15 protein-coding genes and 1 pseudogene are annotated in these 18,294 nt (G+C 70.3%); 2 read left to right on the top strand and 14 right to left on the bottom strand.

From position 1 onward, the window contains the following. Positions 1 to 150 precede the first annotated feature (150 nt). The 9 genes from aroB to ACZ56E_RS21665 form a co-directional block, all read right to left on the bottom strand. Positions 151 to 1,248, bottom strand: a complete 1,098-nt coding sequence (aroB, locus tag ACZ56E_RS21705; RefSeq protein ID WP_471216351.1) for a 3-dehydroquinate synthase — start codon at positions 1,246 to 1,248, stop codon at positions 151 to 153. After that, positions 1,245 to 1,727: a shikimate kinase gene (locus ACZ56E_RS21700; RefSeq protein ID WP_471216433.1), complete on the bottom strand. Its 483-nt coding sequence runs from the start codon at positions 1,725 to 1,727 to the stop codon at positions 1,245 to 1,247. Before ACZ56E_RS21700 ends, aroB begins: the two co-directional genes overlap by 4 nt. A gap of 29 nt (positions 1,728 to 1,756) precedes the next feature. Then, entirely contained in the window at positions 1,757 to 2,941 is a 1,185-nt protein-coding gene (gene aroC / locus ACZ56E_RS21695; protein ID WP_471216349.1) for a chorismate synthase, read from the bottom strand. A 181-nt stretch (positions 2,942 to 3,122) separates the two neighbouring features. Next, on the bottom strand, positions 3,123 to 3,953 hold the full coding sequence (locus tag ACZ56E_RS21690) for a shikimate dehydrogenase (protein ID WP_471216347.1): 831 nt from the start codon (positions 3,951 to 3,953) through the stop codon (positions 3,123 to 3,125). Beyond that, positions 3,950 to 5,722, bottom strand: a complete 1,773-nt coding sequence (gene mltG / locus ACZ56E_RS21685) for an endolytic transglycosylase MltG (protein WP_471216345.1) — start codon at positions 5,720 to 5,722, stop codon at positions 3,950 to 3,952. The genes ACZ56E_RS21690 and mltG overlap by 4 nt, the downstream gene beginning before the upstream one ends. A gap of 124 nt (positions 5,723 to 5,846) precedes the next feature. Beyond that, positions 5,847 to 6,341, bottom strand: coding sequence for a Holliday junction resolvase RuvX (ruvX, locus tag ACZ56E_RS21680; RefSeq protein WP_468611562.1), 495 nt, complete (start codon positions 6,339 to 6,341; stop codon positions 5,847 to 5,849). After that, positions 6,341 to 9,010: an alanine--tRNA ligase gene (gene alaS / locus ACZ56E_RS21675; protein WP_468611563.1), complete on the bottom strand. Its 2,670-nt coding sequence runs from the start codon at positions 9,008 to 9,010 to the stop codon at positions 6,341 to 6,343. Before alaS ends, ruvX begins: the two co-directional genes overlap by 1 nt. After that, positions 9,010 to 9,357, bottom strand: a complete 348-nt coding sequence (locus tag ACZ56E_RS21670; protein ID WP_398310836.1) for a DUF6167 family protein — start codon at positions 9,355 to 9,357, stop codon at positions 9,010 to 9,012. Before ACZ56E_RS21670 ends, alaS begins: the two co-directional genes overlap by 1 nt. 7 nt (positions 9,358 to 9,364) lie before the next feature. Continuing rightward, on the bottom strand, positions 9,365 to 9,823 hold the full coding sequence (locus ACZ56E_RS21665; RefSeq protein ID WP_468327092.1) for a DUF948 domain-containing protein: 459 nt from the start codon (positions 9,821 to 9,823) through the stop codon (positions 9,365 to 9,367). 174 nt (positions 9,824 to 9,997) lie between these two features. Between ACZ56E_RS21665 and ACZ56E_RS21660 the strand changes: the two are divergent. After that, positions 9,998 to 12,092 (top strand): annotated as a pseudogene (locus tag ACZ56E_RS21660) (ATP-binding protein); the annotation flags it as partial. Positions 12,093 to 12,117: 25 nt separating this feature from the next. Here ACZ56E_RS21660 and rpsD read toward each other — a convergent pair. The 5 genes from rpsD to ACZ56E_RS21635 form a co-directional block, all read right to left on the bottom strand. Beyond that, on the bottom strand, positions 12,118 to 12,732 hold the full coding sequence (gene rpsD, locus ACZ56E_RS21655; protein ID WP_125511570.1) for a 30S ribosomal protein S4: 615 nt from the start codon (positions 12,730 to 12,732) through the stop codon (positions 12,118 to 12,120). Between the two features lie 341 nt (positions 12,733 to 13,073). Further along, complete coding sequence (locus ACZ56E_RS21650) at positions 13,074 to 14,435, bottom strand: replication-associated recombination protein A (protein ID WP_468611564.1); 1,362 nt, start codon at positions 14,433 to 14,435, stop codon at positions 13,074 to 13,076. Positions 14,436 to 14,481: 46 nt separating this feature from the next. Beyond that, positions 14,482 to 15,123, bottom strand: a complete 642-nt coding sequence (locus tag ACZ56E_RS21645) for a vitamin K epoxide reductase family protein (RefSeq protein WP_471216340.1) — start codon at positions 15,121 to 15,123, stop codon at positions 14,482 to 14,484. A 166-nt stretch (positions 15,124 to 15,289) separates the two neighbouring features. After that, positions 15,290 to 16,555, bottom strand: coding sequence for a histidine--tRNA ligase (gene hisS, locus ACZ56E_RS21640; RefSeq protein WP_471216337.1), 1,266 nt, complete (start codon positions 16,553 to 16,555; stop codon positions 15,290 to 15,292). A gap of 13 nt (positions 16,556 to 16,568) precedes the next feature. Then, entirely contained in the window at positions 16,569 to 17,282 is a 714-nt protein-coding gene (locus ACZ56E_RS21635) for an MBL fold metallo-hydrolase (RefSeq protein WP_471216335.1), read from the bottom strand. Positions 17,283 to 17,449: 167 nt separating this feature from the next. On the opposite strand from ACZ56E_RS21635, the gene ACZ56E_RS21630 reads away from it, so the two are divergent. Then, positions 17,450 to 18,271: a peptidylprolyl isomerase gene (locus ACZ56E_RS21630; RefSeq protein ID WP_471216332.1), complete on the top strand. Its 822-nt coding sequence runs from the start codon at positions 17,450 to 17,452 to the stop codon at positions 18,269 to 18,271. Positions 18,272 to 18,294: the final 23 nt, after the last annotated feature.

Here is an 18,294-nt window from a genome sequence, read left to right as displayed (position 1 = left end):
CCGTCTCGTGCGACTGACGCTGGTCGGGCGGCGGCCGGGCCGCCCGTTACCGAACGGTACCGTCCCCGGCCGCCGTTGTGTGAACGGCCGGGGACGCCGAGAGGTGCCCGTGGCCGGATCCGGCAGCTCCGGCGGCCACGGAGGAGCCGGTTACTGGCCCACTTCGCCGTACGCGGCGAGCAGCACCGCCGGGTCGGGACCCTCCAGGACGGTCGGCTTGCCGAGGCCGTCGAGGACGATGAAGCGCAGCAGGTCACCGCGGGACTTCTTGTCGACCTTCATGGTCTCCAGAAGCTTGGGCCACTGGTCGTAGCGGTAGGTGAGCGGCAGCCCGACCGATTCGAGGACCGTGCGGTGCCGGTCGGCCGTCGCGTCGTCCAGACGGCCCGCCAGACGGCCGAGTTCGGCCGCGAAGTGCATGCCGACGGAGACCGCGGCGCCGTGCCGCCACTTGTAGCGCTCGTTCTTCTCGATGGCGTGCGCGAGGGTGTGACCGTAGTTGAGGATCTCGCGGAGGCCCGCCTCCTTGAGGTCGCCGGAGACGACCTCGGCCTTGACCCTGATGGAGCGCTCGATGAGCTCGGCGGTGTGCGGTCCCGCGGGCGTACGGGCCGCCTCCGGGTCCGCCTCGATGAGCTCCAGGATCACCGGGTCGGCGATGAAACCGGCCTTGATGATCTCCGCGAGCCCGGACACGTAGTCGTTCGCGGGGAGCGATTCCAGTGCCGCCAGGTCGCAGAGGACCCCGGCCGGCGGGTGGAAGGCGCCCACGAGGTTCTTGCCCTCGGCGGTGTTGATGCCGGTCTTGCCGCCGACCGCCGCGTCCACCATGCCGAGCACCGTGGTCGGTACGGCGATCCACCGCACCCCGCGCAGCCAGGTCGCGGCCACGAACCCGGCGAGGTCGGTGGAGGCGCCGCCGCCGACGCCGACGATGACGTCGCTGCGCGTGAAGCCGGACTGGCCGAGGGCCTTCCAGCAGTACGCCGCGACCTCCGCCGTCTTGGCCTCCTCGGCGTTCGGGATCTGGATGGCGACGGCTTCGTAGCCCTGGTCGGCGAGGTCCTGCCGGAGCGCGTCGCCGGTCTCGGCGAGCGCCTCGGGGTGGATCACGGCGACCCGCTTGGCCTGGTCGCCGATGAGGCCGGGCAGCTCGCCGAGGAGCTGCCGACCGACCAGGACCTCGTACGGATCCGTGCCGGCGGTGCCACCGACCTGGATACGGGTGGGGGTCTGCTCCGTCGTCATGCTTCCTTCAACTCCAGTGCGTCGAGGACCGCCTGGGCGACCTCATCGGGGGTGCGGCCGTCGGTGGCGACGACCGCGCGGGCGACTTCGGCGTACAGCTGGCGGCGGGCGTCCATCAGCTCGCGCCACTGCTTGCGCGGGTTGACGGCCAGCAGCGGGCGCGCCTGGTTGAGGCCGGTGCGCTTGACGGCCTCCTCGACGTCCATCGAGAGATAGACGACCGGGTGGACGCCGAGCAGCCCGCGCGTCGTCTCGTCGAGGATCGCGCCGCCGCCGAGAGCGAGCACCCCGTCGTGTTCTGCGAGGGCGCTCGCCACGGCGGCCTTCTCCAGGCCACGGAAGTACGGCTCGCCCTCGTCGACGAAGATGTCGGAGATCTCCCGCCCCTGGGCGGCGACGATGTCGGCGTCGGTGTCCCGGAACGTGACACCCAGCCGCTCGGCCAGCAGCTCACCGACCGTCGTCTTGCCCACACCCATCGGGCCGACGAGGACGATCTGCGGACCGCTCACCGGATCTGGAGGTTGTCGAGGTACGACTCCACATTGCGCCGCGTCTCGGGCACGCTGTCGCCACCGAACTTCTCGGCAACGGCATCGGCCAGAACCAGCGCCACCATGGCCTCGGCGACAATCCCGGCCGCCGGCACCGCACACACATCCGAGCGCTGGTGATGCGCCTTCGCCGCCTCACCGGTGGTCACGTCGATGGTGGCCAGCGCGCGCGGCACGGTCGCAATCGGCTTCATCGCGGCACGTACGCGCAACAGCTCGCCCGTGGTCAGACCACCCTCGGTGCCACCGGACCGGCCCGACGTGCGCTTGATGCCGTCGTCCGTGGTGACGATCTCGTCGTGTGCCTTGGAACCCGGCACCCGCGCCAGATCGAAGCCGTCCCCGACCTCGACACCCTTGATCGCCTGGATGCCCATGAGCGCGGCCGCCAGACGGGCATCGAGCCGCCGGTCCCAGTGCACATGCGAGCCCAGACCCACCGGCACCCCGTACGCGAGGACCTCGACGACACCGCCCAGGGTGTCACCGTCCTTGTGGGCCTGGTCGATCTCCGCGACCATCGCCTTCGACGCATCCGCGTCCAGACAGCGCACCGGATCCGCGTCCAGCTTCTCGACGTCGGCGGGGGTGGGGTAGACGCCGTAGGGGGCCTTCGCCGCCGCCAGCTCCGTGACGTGCGAGACGATCTCGATCCCCGCCGTCTCCTTCAAGTACGAACGGGCCACCGCGCCAAGGGCCACCCGGGCCGCCGTCTCACGGGCCGAAGCGCGCTCCAGGACGGGTCGCGCCTCGTCGAAGCCGTACTTCTGCATACCGGCAAGGTCCGCGTGACCGGGCCGGGGACGCGTCAGCGGCGCATTGCGCGCCAGATCGGCCAGGACCGCCGGATCCACCGGATCGGCCGACATGACCTGCTCCCACTTGGGCCACTCCGTGTTGCCCACCATCACCGCGATCGGCGAACCCATGCTCAGCCCGTGCCGCACACCACCCAGGAACGTGACCTCATCACGCTCGAACTTCATCCGCGCACCACGGCCATACCCCAGCCGCCGCCGCGCCAGATGATCCGCCACCATCTCCGTCGTGATCGGCACGCCGGCGGGAAGACCCTCCAACGTCGCGACAAGCGCGGGTCCGTGCGACTCCCCCGCGGTCAGCCAACGCAACCTGCTCAACGGTGTGCTCCTCATGCTCGCGCCTCGAACTGCGGTCTTCGACGGCGCGGCCGGGTGCGCGGCCCTGGCCCGCCACCCCCGATCCTCCCACGACCTGAGGCGCGACCTGCCGTCCGGTCCATCTGACGGACGTCCTCGGGCCACCCCTCGGCCACGCCTCGACCACGGCGCGACCAGGGATTTACCGGGCGGCGAGCGCGCGCTCCCCCGCCCTGCGCATGGCGGCGAGCGGCGCGGGCGCGCGACCCGTCATCTGCTCGACCTGGAGCACGGCCTGGTGGACGAGGAGGTCGAGTCCGCTGACGACCGCCCCGCCGTACGCCGACCAGCGCGCCGCGAGATCGGTGGGCCACGGGTCGTACAGCACGTCGAAGAGGGTGGCGGGCCGCTCGGGGACCAGGCCGGCCAGCGCGTCCGTGGTGCCCGCCGGGGTCGTGGCGATCACCAGGGGGGCGGTCAGCGCCTCGCGGGCGTCCTCCCAAGCCTCGGTCCTGACCTCCACGTCGAGCCGCTCGCCCCACTGCCGCATCTCGGCGGCGCGGGCGTCGCTGCGCACGTACACGACGACCTCGCCCGTGCAGATCCGCGCGAGCGCGGCCAGCGCCGACGACGCGGTGGCGCCCGCGCCAAGGATCGCGGCGGACTCGACCTGCTCGATGCCGTGCTCGCGGAGCGCGGCGACCATGCCCGGGATGTCGGTGTTGTCGCCGGTGCGCCGGCCGTCGGGGCCGAACACCACCGTGTTCACCGCCTCGACGGACGCGGCGGTCTCACTGATCTCGTCGAGCAGCGGCATGATCGCCCGCTTCAACGGCATGGTCAGCGAGAGCCCCGCCCATTCGGGGCCGAGTTTCCCGACGAATTCGGGCAGTGCCGCCTCGTCGGTCTCGAAACGGTCGTACGTCCAGTCGCTCAGGCCCAATTCCTCGTACGCCGCGCTGTGCAGCACCGGGGAGAGTGAATGGGCGATCGGAGAGCCGAGGACTGCGGCTCGTCGCTGCTGCGCGCTCATTGTCCCTTCAGGTATTTCTCGCGGTTCCGGTTCTGTTCCTCGTTCGTTTCGGCGAAGAGCGTCTTGTCCTCGCTGACGGAGACGAAGTAGTACCAGTCGCCCTCGGCGGGATGCAGTGCCGAATTCAGCGCCACCTCGCCCGGGTTTCCGATCGGCCCGGGCGGCAGACCCTTGATCTTGTACGTGTTGTACGGGTCCTTGAGCTTGCGGAGCTCGTCGACCGAGCCCGTCGCCAACTCGGACTTCCCGCGCAGGTAGTTCACCGTCGAGTCGAAGTCCAACAGACCGTACGTCTCGGTGTTGTTGGGCTTCAGGCGGTTGTAGACGACCGTGGCGACCTTCTCGAAGTCGTGCTTGTACTTGCCTTCGGCCTGGACCAGGCTCGCCACGGTGAGAAGTTCGAGCGGATTCTTGAGGTTCAGGTCCTTGGCCTTGGAAGCGAGGCCGAGCTCGTCGTACTTCTCCGTCGCGTGGGCGACCATGTTCTTGAGGACGTCCGCGGGCTTCTGGCCCTTGGCGACCGGATAGCTGGAGGGATAGAGGAACCCTTCCAGGGGGTCCTTGATGTCCTTGTTCGTATTGGCCCAGGCGGGAAGTCCGAGGCTCCGCCATTCCTTCTTGGCCACGTTTTCCGTGGTGCCCTTGGCCACGTCGAGGCGGTCGTCGATCTGTTCGTAGACCCAGACGTTCCGCCGGCCCTCGGGAATGATGAGGTTGCTGCGGCTCTTCGGGTTGAGCATCAGCGCGACGGCGCTCTTCGCGGACATGTGCTTCTTGAGCGTGTAGACGCCCGACTGAATGGACTTGCCCTGCTGGTGCTGCCCCTGGGCGGAGACGAACGCGTCGACGCTCTTGACGACGCCCGCGTCCTTCAGCTTCTGCCCGATCGCGTATCCGCTGGAGGCCTTGGGGATCTCGACGACGGCCGTCCCCGAGCCCTCGCCCGCGTAGTCCGGCGCCGTGCCGAAACGATCCTGATAGAACTGGTAGCCGAAGTAGCCGACTCCGCCGAGGCCGCCGCCGAACACCAGCGTGACGACCAGACAGGCGCAGCCGTTGCGGCGCTTCTTGGGCTTCTTTCCGCCACGGCCGCCGCGCCGGTCGCCCCGGCGGCCGGCCCCGTCGTCGTCCTCGGCGTCGTCGCCCGCGAAGAAGGCGTGCTCGCCCTGGTCGGGGCCCGGGTCCCAGTCCGTCTCGGCTTCGGGCCCGGATTCGGACTCGGGGGGCTCGGGCGAGCGGCGGCGGCCGGGCGGCTCCGGCGGCGAGTAGGCGTCCGGCGTGGAGTAGTAGTCGTGGCTCTCCGAGCCGTAGCCGGCCTGCTGGCCGCCGTAGGGGTCCATGGGGTCGGCGCTGTACGGGACCTGGCCCTGCTGACCGGTGTCCCAGCCACCGTTGCCACCGTTGTAGCCGTGCTCGGGGCCGCCGTTGTAACCCTGGCCGGAGTTGCCGTCGTAGCCCTGGCCCGAGCCTCCGTTGTAGCCCTGCCCGGGGTCGCCGTTGTACTGCTGCTGGCCGCCGTACTGCTGTTGCTGACCGTAGGCCTGCTGCTGTCCGGTGCTCCAGTCACCGCCGTACTGGGACTCGTGCGACGGCTGCTGCTGGTGGTGCGGCTGCTGATGCTGGTGCGGCTGCTGAGGGTGGTACTGCCCCTGGCCGCCGTAGGTGGACGTGCCGCCCGAAGGCTCCTGTCCTCCCCATCCGCGGTCCCCGTACAACGGGTCCTCCGGATGCCACGGTTCGGAGCCTGGACCCCGGCCATACTCAGTCATCGATCCCCTACATGCCGCGAGGCGGGGCCGCCGTCGGGATGGCCGGGCAACCGTTCCGCCTCTTGATGCCGTGCGGCGGCTGTTCGAACGCCGCCGCATCGCGCGGAACGTTACCGTATCGCGATCAGATGACCACTTCGACGCCCTCGCCGGGAGCTTTACCTGACGCCCGTTCGGACTCCAGGGCCTGCTGAAGGATGATCACGGCCGCCGCCTGATCGATGACAGACCTGCCCTTTTTGGACTTCACGCCGGAGGCGCGCAGCCCCTGACTGGCCGTCACTGTGGTCATCCTCTCGTCCACGAGCCTCACCGCAATGGGGGCGACCATGCGGGCGAGGTCCCGGGTGAACGCGCGGACCTTGGCGGCCGCCGGGCCCTCGCCCCCGTTGAGGGAGCGAGGGAGGCCGACGACGATCTCGATCGGCTCGTACTCGTCGGCGAGCTGCTTCAAGCGGCGCTGGGCGGCCGGGACATCGCGCCCCGGCACCGTCTCCACCGGCGTGGCGAGGATCCCGTCGGGGTCGCACGAGGCGACCCCGATCCGGGCGTCCCCGACGTCGATGGCGAGGCGGCGGCCGCGGCGCATGCCCCCCGACCGGCCTGCCGGCTCCGTCATCAGGCCGTCTCGGTGACGAGGCGCTCGACGGCGGCGATGGCGTCGCCGATGGCGGCCGGGTTCTGGCCGCCGCCCTGGGCGACGTCCGGCTTGCCGCCGCCACCGCCGCCGAGGGTCTTGGCAGCCGTACGGACCAGGTCGCCGGCCTTGAAGCCGCGCTCACGGGCGGCTTCGTTGGTGGCGATGACCGTCAGCGGCCGGCCGTTGGCCGTGGTGAAGAGCGCGACGACGGCCGGGCGGTCGCCCTGGATGCGGCCGCGCACGTCGAGGACCAGCTTGCGCAGGTCGTCGGCGCCCGTGCCGTCCGGCACCTGCCCGGTGACGAGGGCGACACCGCGCACGTCCTTGGCGGACTCGACGAGACCGGCGGCGGCCTGGAGGACCTTCTCCGCGCGGAACTTCTCGATCTCCTTCTCGGCGTCCTTCAGCTTGGCGAGCATGCCGGAGATCTTCTCGGGCAGCTCCTCGGGGCGGCCCTTGACCAGCTCCTGGAGCTGGGCGACGACCGTGTGCTCCTTGGCGAGGAAGTTGTACGCGTCGACGCCGACCAGCGCCTCGATGCGGCGCACGCCGGAGCCGATGGAGGACTCGCCGAGGAGCTTCACCAGACCGAGCTGGGCGGTGTTGTGGACGTGCGTACCGCCGCACAGCTCCTTGGAGAAGTCGCCGATGGTGACGACGCGCACGCGCTCGCCGTACTTCTCGCCGAACTCGGCGATGGCGCCCTGCTTCTTGGCGTCGTCGATCGACATGACCTCGGCCTGGACGTCCAGTTCCCTGGAGAGCACCGAGTTGATCTTCTGCTCGACGTCCGTCATCACGGCCGTGGGCACGGCGGACGGCGAACCGAAGTCGAAGCGGAAGCGGCCGGGCTGGTTCTCGGAACCGGCCTGGGCGGCCGTCGGGCCGAGCGCGTCGCGCAGCGCCTGGTGGGTGAGGTGCGTGGCGGAGTGGGCGCGGGCGATGGCGCGGCGGCGGTGGGCGTCGATCGACGCCCACACCGGGGCGCCCACGGTGATCTCGCCGACCTGGACGACACCCTTGTGGACGTGCACGCCGGGCACCGGCTTCTGCACGTCACGGATCTCGACGATCGCGCCGCTGTCCAGGCGGATGCGGCCGGTGTCGCCGATCTGGCCGCCGCCCTCGGCGTAGAACGGGGTGCGGTCGAGGACGATCTCGACCTCGTCGCCCTCGGTGGCGGCGGGCGAGGAGACGCCGTTGACCAGCAGGCCGACGATCTGGGCCTCGTTCTCCGTGAGGGAGTAGCCGGTGAAGTCGGTGGCGCCGGAGGTGTCGGCGATCTCGCGGTAGGCGTGCAGGTCGGCGTGGCCGGTCTTCTTGGCCATGGCGTCGGCCTTGGCGCGGTCCCGCTGCTCCTTCATGAGGCGGCGGAACCCGTCCTCGTCCACGGAGAGGCCCTGCTCGGCGGCCATCTCCAGGGTGAGGTCGATGGGGAAGCCCCACGTGTCGTGCAGCAGGAACGCCTTGTCGCCGGAGAGGACCTTGCCGCCGGCGGCCTTGGTCTCGGTGACGGCGGTGTCGAGGATGTTCGTGCCGCCCTTGATGGCCTTGAGGAAGGCGGCCTCTTCGGCGAGGGCGACGGTCTCGATGCGCTTGCGGTCGGTGACGAGCTCCGGGTACTGCTGGCCCATCGTCTCGATCACGACGTCGACGAGGTCCTTGACGACAGGACCGGTGGCGCCGAGCAGACGCATGTTGCGGATGGCGCGGCGCATGATGCGGCGCAGCACGTAGCCGCGGCCCTCGTTGCCGGGGGTGACGCCGTCGCCGATGAGCATCGTGGACGTACGGATGTGGTCGGCGACCACGCGCAGGGAGACGTCCGTGCCGTGCTCGGCGCCGTAGCGCACGCCGGTGAGCTCGGTGGCCTTGTCCATGACGACGCGCAGGGTGTCCGTCTCGTACATGTTCTGTACGCCCTGGAGGATCATGGCGAGACGCTCGAGACCGAGACCGGTGTCGATGTTCTTGGTCGGCAGCTCGCCGAGGATCTCGAAGTCCTCCTTCGAGGTGCCCTCGCCGCGCTCGTACTGCATGAAGACCAGGTTCCAGATCTCCACGTAGCGCTCGTCGTTGACGGCGGGGCCGCCCTCGACGCCGAACTCCGGGCCGCGGTCGTAGTTGATCTCCGAGCAGGGGCCGCAGGGTCCGGGCACGCCCATGGACCAGAAGTTGTCCTTCTTGCCCAGGCGCTGGATGCGCTCGGCGGGGACGCCGACCTTCTCGCGCCAGATCTGCTCGGCCTCGTCATCGTCGAGGTAGACCGTGATCCACAGCCGCTCGGGGTCGAGGCCGAAGCCGCCCTTCTCGACGGGGCTGGTCAGCAGCTCCCAGGAAAGCGTGATGGCGCCTTCCTTGAAGTAGTCGCCGAAGGAGAAGTTGCCGCACATCTGGAAGAACGTGCCGTGGCGCGTGGTCTTGCCGACCTCTTCGATGTCGGGCGTGCGCACGCACTTCTGCACGCTGGTGACGCGCGGCGCGGGCGGCTTGACCTCACCCAGGAAGTAGGGCTTGAAGGGCACCATGCCGGCGGGGACGAGCAGCAGAGTCGGGTCGTCCGCGATGAGCGACGCCGAAGGGACGACGGTGTGCCCGCGCTCCTCGAAGAAGCTCAGCCAGCGGCGGCGGATTTCAGCCGACTCCATCAGTGGTCCTCATTCCAGTTGTACTGCGTCTTCTTGTGGTTCGTGTTACTGCTGGGGTTCTTGCTGAGATGGTTCTCGATGACCGCGAAGCGGCGCGAGGCGGGCAGCTCGGCGTCGGGGTGGTCCCGCAGCCCCAGCGCCTCGTCCAGTTCGGCCTCGCGCTCGGCCATGCCGTCGCGGATGTCGAGCGCGAAGTCCTTCAGGCGGTGGCCCGTCTCGATCGCCTTGTTCGCGGCCTGCGCGGCGAGGCTCTCGGGGGTCAGCTGCTTGAGCTTGCGGTTGACCTTGGTGGTGGCCCATACGCCGGCGGCTGCGCCCGCGGTGAACCAGAACGTACGGCGGAACATCGCTGCGTCAGTCCCTCTTACTCCGGTTGGCCCGCTTGGTCCGCCGTGCGGACGGGACGGTTCGGCCCACGATCACCGTACGACGGGACGGCTTGGCGGGCATTTCCTCTGCCGCGGGGGCGGCCTTGCGGCTGATGGCCCTGCGCACGCCGTACCCGAAAGCGGCCACCTTGACCAGCGGGCCGCCGAAGGTGGAGGCGACCGTGGTGGACAGCGCCGACGCGTTCGACGTGACCTCCTGGACGTCGGAGGCGATGGCGTCGACGCGGTCGATCTGCGTCTGCGCGGAGCGCACCGCGGTGGAGGCGTCCGCCAGCAGGGGCACCGCCTGCTCGGTCACGTCCGCGACGAGCTTGGTGGTCGCCCTGAGCGTCTGGGCCAGCCTCGCCAGTGCCACCGCGAGGAAGGAGACCAGGATCGCCCAGAAGACGGCCACCAGGATCCCGGCAACCTCTCCACCGGACACTTGGCACCGCTCCCTGAATCTCGTCCCTGAACTTCGTACCTGAACATCAAAAAAGTCGTCCTCCGACCCTATCGCGCCGGTGGCATCGCTCTGTACCGCATTCCCCGCCGCTTGCCCAGGAGTTGCCCGGCGTGATTGTACGGAGCGCATTCGACTGGGTACGCTCCGTACCCCATGCGACCTTCTCAGCCCGGCAATCTCCCCCTGGAACTGAACGCCTTCGTCGGGCGCGAGACCGAACTCACCGAGCTCGCCGCCGCGTTGGAGGCCGGGCGGCTGGTCACGGTCACCGGGGTCGGCGGGGTCGGGAAGTCCCGGCTGGCCGTGCGGGCCGCGGCGCGGCACGGATCGCGCGACGGCGCCTGGCTGGTGGATCTCACGGCGCTCCGGGACCCGGACCTGCTCGATCACGCGGTCGTCGAGGCCCTGGAGCTGACGGACCACACGAAGAGGCCGCCGCGCCAGGTGCTGCTCGGGCACCTCGCGGAGCGGGAACTGCTGCTCGTCGTCGACGGTTTCGAGCACCTCGTCGACGCCTGCGCCCCGCTGGTGCGCGATCTGCTGGTGCACTCCCCCGGGCTGCGGGTGCTCGCCGTGGGGCGCAGGCCGCTGGAGACCGAGGGCGAGCGGCTCTTCCCGCTGGCGCCGATGCCGGACCCGGAGGCGGCCGCGCTCTTCACCGACCGTGCGACGGCCGGTCTGCCCGGTTTCGTCCTCGACGACGGCAACCGCGCGGACGTCATGGAGCTGTGCCGGCGCCTCGACGGCATCCCGCTCGCCGTGGAGCTGGCCGCGGGACGGCTGCGGGCGCTCTCGCCCGCGCAGCTCCTCGCCCGGCTCGACGACCGGTTCCGGCTGCTCACCGGCGCCCGGCGCGACACCCCGGCGCGTCACCAGACGCTGCGGACCGCGATCGGCTGGAGCCACGAGCTGTGCGCGCCGCGGGAGAGGCTGCTGTGGTCACGTCTCTCGGTGTTCGCCGGACAGTTCGACCTGGAGGCCGCCGAATACGTCTGCGCCGGGAACGGGCTGCCCGCCGACGACGTGCTCGACGTACTGGACGAGCTCCTCGCGCAGTCGGTCCTCACCCGCGAGGAGGGGCCCTCGGGGGTGCGCTACCGCATGCTCGACACGGTCAGGGCCTACGGCGCCGACTGGCTGGAGGCGGCGGGCGAGGGCGCACGGATGCGGCGCAGGCACCGCGACTGGTACCTGGGGTTCGCCACCTGGTGCGAGCTGGACTGGTTCTCGCCGCGCCAACAGGAGATCGCCGCGCTCGTCGACGCCGAACTGCCCAATCTGCGGGCCGCGTTGGAGTTCTGTCTGGCCGAGCGGGACGAGACCCACCTGGGGCAGTACCTCGCCGGGACGCTGTGGTTCTACTGGGTCGGCTGCGGACGGCTCACGGAGGGCAGGCACTGGCTGGACCGGGCCCTGGAGCTCGACGGCGGCCACGAGGAGCCGCGGCTCAAGGCGCTGTGGGTGCTCGGCTATGTGGCGGTGCTGCAGGGCGACGCGGTCGCCGCGCTGGCTGCGCTGCACGAGTGCCGTGACGGCGCGCAGCACACGGGCAGCGCGATCGCGGCGGCGTACGCGGAGCACCGCATCGGCTGTCTGGCCCTGGTCACGGACGACCTGCCGCGCGCGGAGACACTGCTGCGCGCGGCGCTGGAGCGGTACCGGGAGATCGGCGAGCTCAACAGCAACGTCCTGATGGGACAGACCGAGCTCGCCATGGTGCTGGCCTTCCGCGGCGAGCTCGCCGCCGCGGTGGAGCTCTGCGAGGACGTGCGCCGGGTCTGCGAGGACCACGGCGAGCGCTGGACCCTCGCGTACGCCCTCTACGTCCTCGGCTACGCGGCGTGGACCCGCGGCGAGGCGGCGACGGCGCGCGAGCTGCTCACCGAGTCGCTGGATCTCGACCACCGCTTCCACGATCTGCTCGGCATGGTCCTGTCCATCGAGCTGCTGGCGCTGTTCACCGCGGCGGAGGGTGATCCGGTCGAGGCGGCGGTGCTGCAGGGCGCCGCGTCCCGTATCTGGACCGCGGTGGGGCTGCCGCTGTTCGGCTCGGTCCATTTCGGCGGGCCGCACGTGCTCTGTGAGCGGCAGGCCCGCGAGGCGCTCGGCGACGAGCGGTACGAGGAGTGCGTGCGCGCGGGGGCCGCGCTCGGCCTGGAGGCGGCGGTGGCCCGGGCGCTGCGCGGCGGCCCCGGGAACGACCGAACCCGCCGCCTCCCCCACCACGAAGGGCGGGGAGGCGACGGGCTGCGGAAGGGTGAGCTACGTCCGGGTCAGCGGGCGTAGTACTCGACGACGAGCTGCTCGTCGCAGATCACGGGGATCTCCTTGCGGTTCGGGTCGCGGTCCAGGCGGAAGGCCAGGGCCTTCAGGTTCACCTGGAGGTAGCGCGGGATCTCGCCGTCGGGGGCGAAGCCACCCTCGCGCGCGACCTGGAACAGCGGCTTCTCACGGCTGCGCTCGCGGACCATCACGACGTCGTCGGGACGGACGCGGTACGACGGCTTGTCGACCTTGCCGCCGTTGACCTCGATGTGGCCGTGCACGACCATCTGGCGGGCCTGGTAGATCGTGCGGGCGATGCCCGAACGCAGAACCAGGGCGTCGAGACGACGCTCCAGCTCGATGACCAGGGCCTCACCGGTCTTGAGCTGCGTCTTGGACGCACGCTCGTAGGCACGGACGAGCTGGCGCTCGGAGAGGTCGTACTGCGCGCGCAGCCGCTGCTTCTCGAGCAGACGGACCTTGTAGTCCGAGTTCTGCTTGCGCCCACGGCCGTGCTCGCCCGGCGGGTAGGGGCGGGCCTCGAAGTACTTGACGGCCTTCGGGGTCAGCGCGATGCCAAGAGCACGCGACTTCTTGACCTTGGGGCGGGACTGGTTCGGCATGAACCAACCTCTCTGTTCTAAGGAAATCGGCTTCACCAGTGGTTAGGGGAGGTCGCAATCCGCAGCCTGGGAAACCCGGCTCGTCCTGACGGACGGGCCCGGCAGCCGCTCCCTGGTCTGGGCACAATGTGCAGCACGCGAGTGGCCCACCGACCGATTCCCGGGGTTCCGGGGTGGTGGTGGGCTGCCCGCGACACCTTCGACGGTGCGCGACGCTCCTGGATCCCCCTTGCCTCGCGGCGGTGGGGCTCCGGCTGGATGTCCCGTTCTGGTGGTGCCGGTACGAGACCGGACACGGGACGCAGCGCTCCGGACAACTATACCGGGTGCGGCGAGATGCCTCAGCCCTCGGGCTGCTCGCCCTTGAGGCGGGCGCGGACCCGCTCGACCACGTCGGCGTATCTGGCCTCCGCCCCGTACCTCGTCGGCTGGTAGTAGCGCTTGCCCTCGATGGTGTCCGGTGCGTACTGCTGGGCGGCGATGCCGCCGGGGACGTCGTGCGGATACACATAGCCCTGGGCGTGGCCGAGCTTGGCCGCGCCCTTGTAGTGGCCGTCGCGCAGATGGGGCGGGACGGGTCCGGCGAGGCCGCCGCGGATGTCGGCCTGGGCCTGCTGGATCGCGATCGTCGCGGCATTCGACTTGGGGGCGAGGGCCAGGGCGATCGTGGCGTGGCTGAGGGTGAGCGCGGCCTCGGGGAAGCCGATCATGGCGACGGCCTGGGCGGCGGCGACGGCGATGGGCAGCGCGGTCGGGTCGGCGAGGCCGATGTCCTCGCTGGCGGAGATCATCAGGCGCCTGGCGATGAAGCGGGGGTCCTCGCCCGCCTCGATCATGCGGGCCAGATAGTGCAGGGCGGCGTCCACGTCCGAGCCGCGGATGGACTTGATGAGGGCGCTCGCGACGTCGTAGTGCTGGTCGCCGTCGCGGTCGTACTTCACGGCGGCCCGGTCGACCGACTCCTCCAAGGTCTGGAGGGTGATCTCCTGCTCGCCCTTGGCGAGGGCCGAGCCCGCGCCCGCCTCCAGGGCGGTGAGCACGCGGCGGGCGTCACCGCCGGCGATGCGGAGCAGGTGCTCCTCGGCCTCCTCGGGCAGCTCGACCGCGCCGGCCAGGCCCCGCTCGTCGATGAGCGCCCGGCGCAGCAGGGCGCGCAGGTCGTCGTCGGTGAGCGGTTCGAGGGTGAGGAGCAGGGAGCGGGAGAGGAGCGGCGAGATGATCGAGAAGTACGGATTCTCGGTGGTCGCCGCGATGAGCGTCACCCAGCGGTTCTCGACGGCGGGCAGGAGGGAGTCCTGCTGGGCCTTGCTGAAGCGGTGGATCTCGTCGAGGAAGAGGACGGTCTCCTTGCCGTGGCCGCCCATGGCCCGACGGGCGCCGTCGATGACCGCGCGCACTTCCTTCACGCCCGCGGTGATCGCGGACAGCTCGACGAAGCGCTTGTTCGTGGCCTTGGAGACCACGTACGCGAGGGTCGTCTTGCCGATGCCGGGCGGGCCCCACAGGAAGACCGACGAGGGTCCGGCGGGGCCGCCGCCGCCCTCGCCGACGAGGCGGCGCAGGGGCGAGCCCGGCTTCAGCAGATGCTGCTGGCCGACGACTTCGTCGAGGGTACGCGGGCGCATCCGGACGGCCAGGGGGCTGCTGGACGGATCCTTCTCCTGGCGGTCTTCGGCTGCGGCGGTGAACAGGTCGGGCTCCACGTTCAGAACCCTATGTCACCCCACTGACAATCCCTCCGGGCGCCGGTCAGGCCCAGAGGTCGGCGCCCCAGCGGGTGAGGATCAGCATCGCGATGACGCCGGTGTGCATCACCGGCAGCGCCCAGGTGAAGTCGGCAAGGAAGCTCTTGGCCCAGGCCGGTGCGGGCAGGAAACCGGCCCGGATGTTGAAGGACGTGATGTACCAGAACATCAGGAGCGTGGCGATCCAGGCCAGCGTGCACCAGAGGCAGAGCGCGTTGATGTGGTAGAGCGACTGGATCATCAGCCAGGTGCAGAACCCGACGCCGAAGAGCGCGCCCGCGTTGAACGTGAGCCAGTACCAGCGGGGGAAGCGGGCTCCGGCGAGGAGGCTCATGCCGACGCAGATCACGATGCCGTAGGTGACCAGGCCCAGCATCGGGTTGGGGAAGCCGAAGGCCTCGGCCTGCTCGCTCTTCATGATGCTGCCGCAGGCGACGACGGGGTTGATGCTGCAGCCCGGCTGGAAGTTCGGGTCCTTCAGGAGCTCGAACTTGTCGATGGTGATCACCCAGGAGGCGAGCAGCCCGGCGGCGCCCGTGATCACCAGCAGCAGGGCGAGCGCGCGACTGCCGCCGACGGCGCCGGGAGCGTCCGTGCGCTTCCGCTCGTCCGAGGCGTCGTCCTTCGCTGACATCGTTTTGCTCATCACGCCGTTCCGTCGCTCGAGGTGTCCGCGGGCACGCACATTGTGCCGTATGCGCCTGTGGGTCCACCGTTCGATGGACATAAGGAGGCACGGACGGGGGACGAAGGGGGTGAGGCCGCGGGCTCGCCCCGTGACCTCACCCCCGACCGCCGTCGTCCGTGTGGCGCTACTTTCCGAGCCGGTCCTTCAGGACCGTCACGATGTCGTCCACCGCCACGGCGTCCTGTTCCCCGGACTCCATGTCCTTGAGCTGGACGACGCCGTCCGCCAGGTCGCGCTCGCCGGCGACGACGGTGAAGCGCGCGCCCGAGCGGTTGGCGTTCTTCATCGCGCCCTTGAGGCCCTTCCCGCCGTACGAGAAGTCGGCCGCGACCCCGGCCCTCCGCAGCTCGGTCACCTTGGCGAAGAGGACGCGGCGCGCCTCGTCGCCGAGCGGTACCGCGAAGACGCTGGTCGACGCGGGCAGTTCGAGCTCGACGCCCTCCGCCTCCAGGGCGAGCAACGTGCGGTCCACGCCGAGCGCCCAGCCGACCGAGGGCAGCGACGGGCCGCCGATCATCTCGGACAGGCCGTCGTAGCGGCCGCCGCCGCCGACCGCGGACTGCGAGCCCAGGCCGTCGTGAACGAACTCGAAGGTGGTGCGGGTGTAGTAGTCCAGGCCGCGGACGAGCTTCTCGTCGTCCTCGAAGGCGACGCCCGCCGCCGTGATCAGCTCGCGGACCTGCTCGTGGTACGCCTTGCACGCGTCGCACAGGTACTCGCGCAGCGACGGAGCGCCCACCAGCTGCTTCTGGACCTCGGCGCGCTTGTCGTCGAGGACCCGGAGCGGGTTGATGTCGATACGTCGACGTGTCTCCTCGTCCAGGTCCAGGCCGCGCAGGAACTCCTGGAGCGCGGCGCGGTAGACGGGGCGGCACTCCTTGTCGCCCAGCGAGTTGAGCAGGATGCGGAAGTTCCGCAGGCCGAGGGCGCGGTAGGCCTGGTCGGCGAGGATGATCAGCTCGGCGTCGAGCGCCGGGTCCTCGGCGCCGATCGCCTCGGCGCCGACCTGGGAGAAGTGGCGGTAGCGGCCCTTCTGGGGGCGCTCGTACCGGTAGTAGGAGCCCGAGTACCAGAGCTTGACGGGGAGGTTGCCCGCCTTGTGGAGGTTGCCCTCCAGGGCCGCGCGCAGCACGGACGCGGTGCCTTCGGGGCGCAGCGCGAGCTCGTCGCCGCCCTTGGTCGTGAAGGCGTACATCTCCTTGGTGACGATGTCGGTGGACTCACCGACACCGCGCGCGAACAGCTCGACGTTCTCAAAGCCGGGCGTCTCGATGTAGCCGTAGCCGGAGTCGCGCAGCGGCGCGGCGATCGCCTCGCGCACCGCGAGGAACTTCGCGGAGTCGGGGGGAAGCAGGTCGTACGTGCCCTTGGGGGCCTTGAAGGTGCTCACGGGAGTTCTCTCGTCACATTCCTCGTCGCGGGGCGGACGTGTCGTCCGGACCCAGGCCGGCGGCCACCTGCCGCAGATACGGGTTGGTGGCGCGCTCCTGGCCGATGGATGTCTGGGGGCCGTGGCCGGACAGCACCACGGTCGAGTCGTCGAGCGGCAGGCACACGCGGGCCAGCGACTGGAGGATCTCGGGGTGGCTGCCGCCGGGCAGGTCGGTGCGTCCGATGGAGCCGGCGAAGAGCAGATCGCCCGAGAAGAAGACCGAGGGGATCTCGGCCGTCTCGGGCATCTGGAAGGTCACCGACCCCTTCGTATGGCCCGGCGCGTGCGCGACGGTGAAGTCGAGGCCTGCCAGCTTCAGCCCGGCGCCGTCGGTCAGCTCGCGCAGGTCGTCGGGCTCCCCCACCGTCAGCTCGCCCATGAGCGGCATCCCGATGGAGCGCCCGAGGGCCTTCTCCGGGTCGCTCATCATGTACCGGTCGGAGGGGTGGATCCACGCGGGGACGTCGTGCGCTCCGCACACCGGGACGACCGAGGCGACGTGGTCGATGTGGCCGTGGGTGAGGATGACCGCGACGGGCTTGAGCCGATGCTTCTTGAGTGCGTCCTCGACTCCCTGGGCGGCCTGGTGGCCCGGGTCGATGATCACGCACTCCTCGCCTGCGGCGGGGGCGACCACGTAGCAGTTGGTGCCCCAGGCCCCGGCGGGGAACCCGGCAATCAGCACGATCGTCCTTCATTCGTCGTCCGGTGGGAGGGAGCCGCGGCCCCTGGCGGGAGAACGCGGCAGATCAGAGCCTACCGGCGCTGCCGATTCCACAGGTAACCCATATACGGTACGGGGCACTACGCAGCGTATGACGAGACATGCGCGGGAGAAGGGGAGAAGAGCCGGTGGTCAGCCAGGAACAGCGGCGCAAGCAGCTCGCGCGGGAGAAGCGGCTGCGGCAGCAGGAGCGGCGCGAGGCCGCACGGCGCCGGGTACGGGCGCGCAACGCGGTGATCGCGGGGACGCTCGCGGTGGTCGTGGCCGGTGGCGCCGTGTCGTACGCGGCGGGGGCCTTCGACGGGGACGACACGAAGGACGACGCGAACGCGCAGGCGAGCAGCGCGCCCAAGGACCCGTGCGCGAAGGCGGCGCCGGGCAAGGTGAAGCCGCTCAGCTTCAAGAAGGAGCCGGCGCTCACGATCGACAAGTCCGCCGACTACACCATGAGTTTGAAGACGACGTGCGGTGAGATCGGCCTCGACCTCGACGCGGCGAAGGCCCCGCGCACCGTCAACTCCTTCAACTTCCTGGTGAACAAGGGCTACCTGGATCACACCAAGTGCCACCGCCTGACCACCGGCGGCATCTACGTCCTCCAGTGCGGCGACCCGCAGGGGACCGGGAAGGGCTCCCCCGGCTACACGATCCCGGACGAGAACCTGAAGGACAAGCGCCTGAAGGGGAACGTGTATCCGGCCGGCACGGTCGCCATGGCGAACCAGTACAACGCCCGGGCGAAGAAGGGCAGGAACACCGGCGGCAGCCAGTTCTTCCTCGTCTACCAGGACAGTCAGCTCCCGCCCGACTACACACCGTTCGGGACCATTTCCGATTCCGGGATGAAGGTCCTGAAGAAGATCGCCGCCGCCGGCGAGAGCAGCGGGCAGGGCGACGGCGCCCCGAACGCGACGGTCGTCATCGACAAGGCCACCGTCACCAAATCCTGAGCGCCGCCAGGCAAACTTCGGTC

Source organism: Streptomyces sp. NPDC039480 (assembly GCF_055597165.1).
Note: the sequence above shows the minus strand (reverse complement) of the source record. Positions and strands in the feature narration are given on the sequence as shown.